8 protein-coding genes and 1 pseudogene are annotated in these 9,041 nt (G+C 62.6%); 5 read left to right on the top strand and 4 right to left on the bottom strand.

All coding sequences use genetic code 11. The annotated features are described in order from the left end of the window. From acnA to VGO04_RS16925, 3 genes are all read left to right on the top strand, one after another. The coding region (gene acnA / locus VGO04_RS16935) for an aconitate hydratase AcnA (protein ID WP_327497132.1) at positions 1-1,417 on the top strand (1,417 nt) is incomplete at its 5' end. Between the two features lie 190 nt (positions 1,418-1,607). Further along, positions 1,608-2,381, top strand: coding sequence for a thioredoxin family protein (locus VGO04_RS16930; protein ID WP_327497131.1), 774 nt, complete (start codon positions 1,608-1,610; stop codon positions 2,379-2,381). A 326-nt stretch (positions 2,382-2,707) separates the two neighbouring features. After that, positions 2,708-3,112, top strand: coding sequence for a DUF2794 domain-containing protein (locus VGO04_RS16925; protein WP_327497130.1), 405 nt, complete (start codon positions 2,708-2,710; stop codon positions 3,110-3,112). 91 nt (positions 3,113-3,203) lie between these two features. Here VGO04_RS16925 and VGO04_RS16920 read toward each other — a convergent pair whose 3' ends face one another. From VGO04_RS16920 to VGO04_RS16905, 4 genes are all read right to left on the bottom strand, one after another. Continuing rightward, on the bottom strand, positions 3,204-3,761 hold the full coding sequence (locus tag VGO04_RS16920) for an N-acetyltransferase family protein (protein WP_327497129.1): 558 nt from the start codon (positions 3,759-3,761) through the stop codon (positions 3,204-3,206). A gap of 124 nt (positions 3,762-3,885) precedes the next feature. Further along, positions 3,886-4,632 (bottom strand): Bax inhibitor-1/YccA family protein, encoded by a 747-nt coding sequence (locus VGO04_RS16915; protein WP_327497128.1) that lies wholly within the window; start codon positions 4,630-4,632, stop codon positions 3,886-3,888. A gap of 223 nt (positions 4,633-4,855) precedes the next feature. Beyond that, on the bottom strand, positions 4,856-7,408 hold the full coding sequence (locus VGO04_RS16910) for an ABC transporter permease (protein WP_327497127.1): 2,553 nt from the start codon (positions 7,406-7,408) through the stop codon (positions 4,856-4,858). Beyond that, a complete protein-coding gene (locus VGO04_RS16905; RefSeq protein ID WP_327497126.1) occupies positions 7,405-8,130 on the bottom strand; it encodes an ABC transporter ATP-binding protein in 726 nt (241 codons plus the stop codon). The genes VGO04_RS16910 and VGO04_RS16905 overlap by 4 nt, the downstream gene beginning before the upstream one ends. A gap of 63 nt (positions 8,131-8,193) precedes the next feature. Between VGO04_RS16905 and VGO04_RS16900 the strand changes: the two genes are divergently transcribed. Then, complete coding sequence (locus VGO04_RS16900; RefSeq protein ID WP_327497125.1) at positions 8,194-8,835, top strand: arylesterase; 642 nt, start codon at positions 8,194-8,196, stop codon at positions 8,833-8,835. 114 nt (positions 8,836-8,949) lie between these two features. Then, positions 8,950-9,041, top strand: a pseudogene (locus VGO04_RS16895) (RNA 2',3'-cyclic phosphodiesterase); the annotation flags it as partial.

The following is a 9,041-nucleotide window of genomic DNA, read 5'->3' as shown; positions in this document are numbered from 1 at the left end:
CCATGGCGACGTCGCCATCGCGGCGATCACCTCCTGCACCAACACCTCCAACCCGTCGGTGCTGATCGCGGCCGGCCTGCTTGCCCGCAACGCCGTTGCCAGGGGCCTGAAGTCCAAGCCGTGGGTGAAGACCTCGCTGGCGCCGGGAAGCCAAGTTGTTGGCGAATACCTCGCCAAGTCCGGCCTGCAGAAGGACCTCGACGCGCTCGGCTTCAACCTTGTCGGCTTCGGCTGCACCACCTGCATCGGCAACTCCGGCCCGCTGCCGGCGCCGATCTCCAAGACGATCAACGACAAGGGCCTGATTGCCGCCGGCGTTCTCTCGGGCAACCGCAACTTCGAAGGCCGTATCTCGCCTGATGTCCAGGCGAACTACCTCGCCTCGCCGCCGCTCGTCGTCGCCTACGCGCTTGCAGGTTCCGTCCAGAAGGACCTGACCAACGAGCCGCTCGGCGAGGACAAGGACGGCAAGCCGGTCTACCTCAAGGACATCTGGCCGACCTCCAAGGAGATCCAGGAGTTCATCTTCAAGTACGTCACCCGCGAACTCTACGCGACGAAGTATGCGGACGTGTTCAAGGGCGACGAAAACTGGCAGGCCGTGCAGGTTCCTCCGGGCCAGACCTATGCCTGGGACGACGGTTCGACCTATGTGCAGAACCCGCCCTATTTCGTCGGCATGGGCAAATCCGGCTCGGGCATCTCCGACATCAAGGGCGCGCGCGTCCTCGGTCTCTTCGGCGACAAGATCACCACCGACCACATCTCGCCGGCCGGTTCGATCAAGGCGGCCTCGCCGGCCGGTGCCTACCTCATCGGTCATGGCGTCGGCGTTGCCGACTTCAACCAGTACGGCACGCGCCGCGGCAACCATGAGGTGATGATGCGCGGCACGTTCGCCAACATCCGCATCCGCAACCACATGCTCGGCCCGAACGGCAAGGAAGGTGGCTACACCATCCACTATCCGTCGAAGGAAGAGATGTCGATCTACGACGCCGCCATGCAGTACAAGGAAGAGGGCGTTCCGCTCGTCATCTTCGCCGGCGTCGAATACGGCAACGGTTCGTCGCGCGACTGGGCCGCAAAGGGCACCAACCTGCTCGGCGTCAAGGCCGTGATTGCCCAGTCCTTCGAGCGCATTCACCGCTCGAACCTGGTCGGCATGGGCGTCATCCCGTTCGTCTTCGAGGAAGGCACCACCTGGGAAACGCTCGGCCTCAAGGGCGACGAGATCGTCACGATCGACAACCTCGCCAATGTCCAGCCGCGCGAAAAGCGTGTTGCCAAGGTCACCTATGGCGACGGCAGCGTGAAGGACGTGCCGCTGATCTGCCGCATCGATACGCTGGACGAAGTCACCTACGTCAACAATGGTGGCATCCTGCAGACGGTTCTGCGCGACCTCGCCGCCTGATCAGCAGCGATCTGACGAAATCTCAGGGTCGGGGTGCCGCACGGCGCCCCGACTTTTTTGTGGTCGGGACAGACATCTGAGCGCTCACTGCTCACCTCACTCCAACGTGACTTCCCGTTGATGCCCGCCCGTCGTATGTAGTGAACTCCCCCACAAGGAGTAGGCCGACGGCCGGTAACGAAGTGACGCCATGACATCCGCAGACCGTTCTTTCATTCGCCCTGTTGCACTGGCTTTCGGGCTGCTTGCAGCCGCTGGCATGCCAGCCAAGGCGCAGGATGGACAGGCGATCAAGGGCGTCGTGGAACTGTTTACCAGCCAGGGCTGCTCATCCTGTCCGCCCGCGGATGCCGCGCTGAAAAAGCTGGTGGATGAGGGCGACGTCGTGGCGCTCGCCTATCACGTCGACTACTGGAACTATCTCGGTTGGGCCGACACGCTGGCGTCCAAGGAAAACACCGAGCGCCAATATGCCTATGCGCGCATGCTCGGCCGCAACGGCGTCTACACGCCACAGGCGATCCTCAACGGTCGCGATCACCTCAACGGTGGCAACCTTCAGGCCATCAAGACGCGCCTGGAGACGATGACGGCGGAGGGCAAGGGGCTTGCCGTTCCAGTCGAGGCGAAGATCGAAGGTGAAGAAATCCAGATCAGCATCGGCAGCGGCATTGGCAAGGCGAATGTTGTCGTCGTCTATTTCGACCGTGCGAAGGTCGTGAAGATGGAGAAGGGGGAGAACATCGGCAAGGAAATCCCCTATTGGCACGCCGTGCGCGACATTCAGACGATCGGCATGTGGGACGGAAAGCCCGCAACCTTTACCCTTCCGGCATCGGTCCTGACGGAGCGGCCGGGCAACAGCGGGTGCGCGATCCTGCTGCAATCGATGAAAGACAAGGAAACGCCGGGCGCAATCGTCGGCGCGACGGCCGTTCTCGCCGGCCCGCAGGGCAAATTGTAGAGACGACTCGTCGCAAATGGGGGTGGTTCGGCCCGGCAGCATCGAGGGGCTGGGGCTGAGGGTTCGAAGTTACCGGACCGAACCGGCCATGGCTGCGTTCGGTAAACGCCCGCAGCATGACGACCTGACCGGACATACGGTGGCAACGACTCTGTCCGTCAGCGCCCGCGAGTTTTGCGATGAATTGGGGCGCCTATTTGACTGAAATGCGGCAGAGGCAAGAAATGGCCTCATCGTCCAGCGGCTTCCACCGGCTTCCGGCTTGCTTTTCGGCTCGTGTCAGGCACACTGTTATCGTTCTGTCACAACAGAAGGCCGGATTGCCGATGACCGATGAGCCGGACTTGCCGCCAGGCGAGGCGCGACATCAGCGCCACACCACTTCGGATGTGGTTGTCGATCTTCACGAATACAGGAACGCCAAGGATCCTCTCCCCGTCACCTTTCACCGCCGAGAACTGGACCAGATCCTGTGGGTCTACGGTCGCATGGTCGGCGAAGGCGAGTGGCGGGACTACGCCATCGACCACCTGAAGGACCGCGCGGTCTTTTCGGTGTTCAAGCGCTCGGGCGAAATGCCGCTCTACAGGATCGAGAAGAACCCGAAGCTGGCGGCGAAGCAGGGCGCGTTTAGCGTGCTGAACGTCCATGGCACGATCCTCAAGCGCGGCCATGAGCTCGCCCAGGTGCTGAAGGTGTTCGACAAGGTGCTGCGTCTGGTAGAGACCTAACGCAGTCTTGCAACCAGCGCCTTGTGCATAGGTCGTCTAGCGCTGCCTGCTGAAGAGGCACGTGCCAGCAGCGACGCTCGCGTGTCCGCAATCAGCTCCTGTAAAGCGAATCCGGATAGACGTCTTCCGGCGGATCGCTTGTCTCGCCTTCACCAAGCGCAAGCTGCATCACGGCGGTGTCCAGCCAGCGCCCGTGCTTGAAGCCGGTCGCCTTCATCGTACCCTGATGCGCAAAGCCGACGGCGCGATGCACGGCGATCGAGGCCGGGTGTGCGCCGCCGATCACCGCGACCATCTGCCGGAAACCGAGTTCCGTGCAGCGACGCACCAGCTCCACAAGCAGCGTCTTGCCGGCGCCCTTGCCGCGCGCCTCCGGCGCCAGGTAGATCGAATCTTCGACGAGAAAGCGGTAGGCAGTCCGCGTCCTGAACCCTGACGCATAGGCGTACCCGACGATCGCTCCATCATCGTCCACCGCAACCATGTAAGGGTAGCCGTAACCGATGATCGTTTCGAAGCGGGTGCGCATCTCCGCTTCCGACGGCGGGGTGATTTCGTAGGTGGCAACACCGTTCAAGACCGATTCGCGGTAGATCTCGGTTATGACGGCAAGGTCGGCCAGGGTTGCGTCGCGAAGGGTCAGGGACATGGGGTGCCGGCTCGGTCTGGAGGGCTCGTCCTCCATCACTCCCACGGCGCAGCAATCCGATCAAGCCGGATTCCGGCAACAAAAAAGGCGGCCGAAGCCGCCTTTTCCGTCTGTTGTTTCAAGCTTAGTTGTTCCGGTTGCCCATGAACTGAAGCAGGAACATGAACAGGTTGATGAAGTCGAGGTAGAGCGTCAGCGCGCCCATGATCGCCTTGCGGCCGGCAACGGTGCCGTCATCGGCTTCGTAGTACATTTCCTTGATCTTCTGCGTATCGTAGGCGGTCAGGCCAGCGAAGATCAGCACGCCGATCACGTTGATCGCGAAGGCGAGCGCCGAGGAGCCAAGGAAGATGTTGACGATCGACGCGATGATCACGCCGAACAGACCCATGATCAGGAACGAGCCCATGCCGGACAGGTCCTTCTTCGTGGTGTAGCCGTAGAGCGACAGGGCGCCAAACGAAGCGGCAGTCACGAAGAACGTCTGCACGATGCTCTGGCCGGTGAAGACCACGAAGATCGACGACAGCGACAGGCCCATCAGGGCCGCATAGATCCAAAACGTCGTCTGCGCGGCAGCAACGCTCATGCTATTGATGCGGAAGCTCAGGAAGAACACGAGTGCCAGCGGCGCAAACATCACCACCCACTTCAACGGGCTCGTGTAGATCGCTGCACCGAAGCCGGTCAGCTGTCCGCCCGAAAACGCCATCTGGAACGACAGATAGGCCGCGACGCCAGTGATCGCCAGACCAAGCGCCATCAGGTTGTAGACCTTCAGCATGTACGCACGAAGGCCTTCATCGATCACGGCACCCGCCTGAGCGCCGGCGGGCGACATTCGGGTTTGGTAGTTTCTCAGATCAGCCATTGTTTCCTCATTTAAGCTCCGGTGGAAGTTACGGTGTCGGGCGGCGAGGTCTCGCTTCGGAAGACTGGCTTCCACGCCCAGGCGCCGCTGCGGAGCTCCAGCATGCCTGTGGACAAATATGATGCCGAAACCCGCTGCATACAAGACCCGAAGCCCCTGGATTCGGGCTCGCCAGGTTGATTCAGGCCTTGCGTGACAGGGTTTTACGGTTAACTCGACCCCGTCAAAGTTCGCGCAGGACCGGCGCTGCCTTCTGCCCGAGAACGCGCCATGTACCGGCAAGACCGATGCCGACGGTCATGACAAGCGCCACCGCGACGGTGACAATCGCGACATCAGGCAGGAAACTCGACGGCAGCGTCATGATCCGGCTGACGACGAACCAGGCGGCAACGCCACCCGCAAACAGCGCAAACACCGCCGTCGCAAGCCCGAGAATAGCGTATTCGTAGCTGAAAGCCTTGATGAGCGTCACCCGCGTCGCGCCCAGTGTCTTCAAGACGACGGCGTCGTGAACACGGGCGCGGTTGCCCGCCGCGAGCGCGCCGGCAAGTACCAGAACGGACGCGACGAGCGCCACGGCTGCGGCCGCGCGGATCGCCGTTGCCAGTTGTCCGAGCAGACCGTTCACAATGTCGAGAGCATCCTTCACGCGCACGCTGGTAATCGTCGGAAATGCATTGGTGACGGCCTTGAGAACAGCGGCCTCCTCTTCCGGCGTCGCGCCCGGATCGATCACCGTTGCCAGCCACGCATGCGGCGCACCGGCAAAAGTGTTCGGCGAAAACACCATCACGAAGTTGATCGACAGCGATTCCCACTCGACATTGCGGAAGTTGGCGATCTTGGCGGTCATGTTGCGCCCGAGCACGTTGACGGTGACGGTGTCGCCAATCTTCAAGCCCAGCTCGCCGGCCTCTTCCGCCGAAAACGACACCAGCGGCTCGCCGCTGTAATCGGCCGGCCACCAGGTCCCCTCGGCGAGCGTCGAGTTCTCAGGCTTGTTCTTGGCATAGGTGATGCCGCGGTCGCCACGCAGCACCCATTGACCGGCGGGCGGCACGTTGCGGCTGTTCACGTCCTCGCCGTTAAAGGCGATGATCCGTCCGCGCAGCATCGGCACTTCGATCAACTTGCCTTTCGGGATCGTTTGGGTCAGCACCGAGCGGAAGCCTTCGATCTCGTTGCTCTGGATATCGACGAAGAAGAAGTTCGGCGCCCGCTCGGCCATGTTGCCGGTGAGCTCACGACGCAGATTGCCGTCGATCAGCGCCAACGTCACGAGCAGTGCCAGGCCGAGGCCGAGCGACAGCACGACCGAAGAGGTCAGCGCACCCGGCCGATGGATGTTGCCGATAGCAAGCCTCAGGGCCGGCGAGTTGACGCGCGGGCTGCGGCGCGCAAGCCAGGCGATCGCAAATGCGACGACGCGCAGCACGATGAAGGCGAACGCGATCGCGCCGAGGAAGACCAGCGAGATGGTGCGATCATAGGCGGTCCAGATCGCAAGCCCGGCAAGGGCTGCAAGGCATGCGACCGCGCCGAGCAGGTAGGGCCATGCCGGAAAGCCCTTGGGGTCGAAGCCCTGCTGGCGGAAAAGCGCGGTTGCCGGAATGGCCCGCGCCCGCCCGAGCGGCAGGATCGCGAAGGTCAGCGCCGTCAGCACGCCGAAGAGGGCGGCAAGGCCAAGGGCACCCGGATAGAGCTGGAACCCTGTCGAAATCGGCAGCAATTCTGCCAGAAACTGCGCCGCGACGAAGGGGATCAGCGCACCGAGGACGAGGCCGATAACGATGCCGATCGAGGCGATCATCAGGATTTGCGCGAGATAGATCATGGCCACCAGCGAGGCCGGCGCGCCCAGGCACTTGAAGGTGGCAATCACGCTGCGCTTGGCATCGAGATAGGCGCGCACCGCGTTTGCGACGCCGACGCCGCCGACGATCAGCGCCGTCAGGCCGACGAGCGTCAGGAACTGCGAGAAGCGGGTGATGTTCGCCGTCAGCGCCGGTGCCGCATTACCGCTGGTGCGGATCGACCAGCCGGCTGCCGGAAAGCGCTTTTCGGCGTCGGTCCGGACGGCCGCGATCCGGCTCGGATCCGGAACCTTGATCTTGTAGCTGTGCTCGACGAGGCTTCCGGTCTGCACCAGGCCGGACGCCGCAAGCGCCTCGGCCGAAATCATCAGGCGCGGCGCGAAGCCGAAACCGTCGGAAAGTGCGTCCGGTTCGCGCAGGATCGTGCCATCGATCCGGATGCGTGCATTGCCGAGCAGGACCTCGTCCCCGATCTTGACGCCGAGGCGATCGAGCAGGAGCGGCGCCACGACGGCACCGAACACCTCGCCGTCGCGGGCCAGGATGTCGTGCAACGGGCGGGCGGGCTCGCTTTGCAGGGCGCCATAAAGCGGATAGGCGGCATCGACCGCCTTCAGTTCCACCAGCGCCTGGTTGGAACCGTCGGGCAGCCTGGCCATCGACCGCAAGCCCGAGGAATCGGATACCTGCCCGAGGCTGTCGAGATAGGCGCGCTCCTCAGTGGTCGCGACGCGATTGTTGAGTTCGAAGCGGATGTCGCCGGCAAGCAGCTCCTGGCCCTGGGAGGCGATCGTCGCGGTGATCGACTGTGACAGAGAATTGACGCCCGCGATCGCCGCCGTTCCGAGCGCGATGCAGGCGAGAAAGATGTAGAAGCCCTTGAGGCCGCCGCGCATTTCGCGCAACGCCAGCCGAAGGGCGAGCAACGGCCTTAGCCGGACGGATGAAACGCCGCTCATGCCGAGGCCGCCTCCTGGCGCGGCATGGATGCAACGGGTTCCACCGCGCCGCCGGCGACGATTTCGCCGGAGCGCACGCGCACCTGCCGCACGCAACGGTCGGCAAGGGCCGCATCGTGTGTCACGAGAACGAGTGTCATGCCACGGTCACGCTGTTCGGCGAAAAGCAAGTCGGCGATCTGGCGCCCCGTTTCAGCGTCGAGGTTGCCAGTCGGTTCGTCGGCGATCAACAGCTTCGGCGATGGCGCGAGTGCGCGGGCAATCGCCACGCGCTGCTGCTCGCCGCCGGAAAGCTGGCCCGGATAATGACTAAGCCGTTCGCCGAGACCGACGGCGACCAGCTCCTTGCGCGCGATCTCGAAGGCGCCCGAGACATTGGCAAGTTCCAGCGGCACTGCGACGTTTTCGAGCGCGGTCATGTTGGGAATGAGGTGGAAGGATTGGAAGACGATGCCGATGTTTCGCCCGCGAAAATCTGCAACCCGGTCCTCGTCGAGCCGGTGCAGCGGCGTGCCATCGATGACGATTTCGCCGCTATCCAGCCGTTCGAGCCCGGCAAGCACCATCAGCAATGTCGACTTGCCCGAACCGGACGGACCGACGATGCCAACCGACTGGCCGGCATTGATCGTCAGGTTCATGCCCTTCAGCACATGCACCGAGGCGGCCGCCTCGCCGAGGGTCAGATCCGCGTTTTTGAGTTCAATGATGGTGCTGGCCAAGCGAAACAACCCTATATGAAATATGAAGAACAGAAGCGGCATGCGGGATTTAGGAAAAGGCCCATGGCATTAAAAGGATTTCAACGGGTTTTCTTGGCACTGATGATGACAATTGCGTTATCATCGGCAGCACGCGCCGAGACGATCGGCCTCGTCGGGTTTGGCGACAGCCTGATGGCGGGCTACCAGCTCCCGCCGGAGGACGCCTTCCCCGCCCGGCTCGAAAAGGCGCTGAAGGAAAAGGGCCTCAACGTGACGATCGCAAACGCGGGCGTTTCCGGTGACACCTCATCCGGCGGACTTGCTCGCATCGACTGGTCGGTGCCCGATGGCACGAAAGGCGTCATTCTCGAGCTTGGCGCCAACGATGCGTTGCGTGGCATCGCTCCTGAAGAGACCCGCAAGAACATCGAGGCGATGATCGTCCGGCTGACGGAGCGCGGCATCGCCGTGCTTCTCGCCGGCATGATGGCCCCGCCGAACATGGGTGCGGACTACGCCGCCCGCTTCAACCCGATCTATCCGGAGCTCGCGCAAAAATACGGGCTGGAGCTCTATCCCTTCTTCCTCGACGGCGTCGTCACCGAGGCAAAACTGAAACTCGACGACGGCATGCATCCCAATGGCGACGGCGTCGGCGTCATGGTCGACAAGGCGCTGCCGGTCGTCGAACGTTTTCTTACAAAGCTCAACAAGACGGAGTGATGACATCGTCCACAGTTAAGAGAACCTTAATATTCAGAAGCGTCAAATAGTAGTTGCGTGCAGGTTCGATGCGTGATTCGCTAAGACATCTGCAAGAGATTCGGGGAGCTCGCCATGCCGAGACTATTCACCGCCCTCGAAATTCCGCGCAATGCTGCAATGAGTCTTTCATTGCTGCGCGGAGGTCTTCCCGGAGCTCGCTGGAT

Origin of the sequence: Ensifer sp. (genome assembly GCF_035999185.1) — a bacterium.
Taxonomy (GTDB): domain Bacteria; phylum Pseudomonadota; class Alphaproteobacteria; order Rhizobiales; family Rhizobiaceae; genus Ensifer.
The sequence above is the reverse complement of the archived record's forward strand: the minus strand, read 5'-3'. Positions and strand labels throughout refer to the sequence as shown.

Coding starts and splice junctions, on each gene's coding strand:
- VGO04_RS16900 (WP_327497125.1), top strand. CDS start 8,194: ATGGCATTAAAAGGATTTCAACGGGTTTTCTTGGCACTGATGATGACA.
- VGO04_RS16910 (WP_327497127.1), bottom strand. CDS start 7,408: ATGAGCGGCGTTTCATCCGTCCGGCTAAGGCCGTTGCTCGCCCTTCGG.
- VGO04_RS16930 (WP_327497131.1), top strand. CDS start 1,608: ATGACATCCGCAGACCGTTCTTTCATTCGCCCTGTTGCACTGGCTTTC.
- VGO04_RS16920 (WP_327497129.1), bottom strand. CDS start 3,761: ATGTCCCTGACCCTTCGCGACGCAACCCTGGCCGACCTTGCCGTCATA.
- VGO04_RS16915 (WP_327497128.1), bottom strand. CDS start 4,632: ATGGCTGATCTGAGAAACTACCAAACCCGAATGTCGCCCGCCGGCGCT.
- VGO04_RS16925 (WP_327497130.1), top strand. CDS start 2,708: ATGACCGATGAGCCGGACTTGCCGCCAGGCGAGGCGCGACATCAGCGC.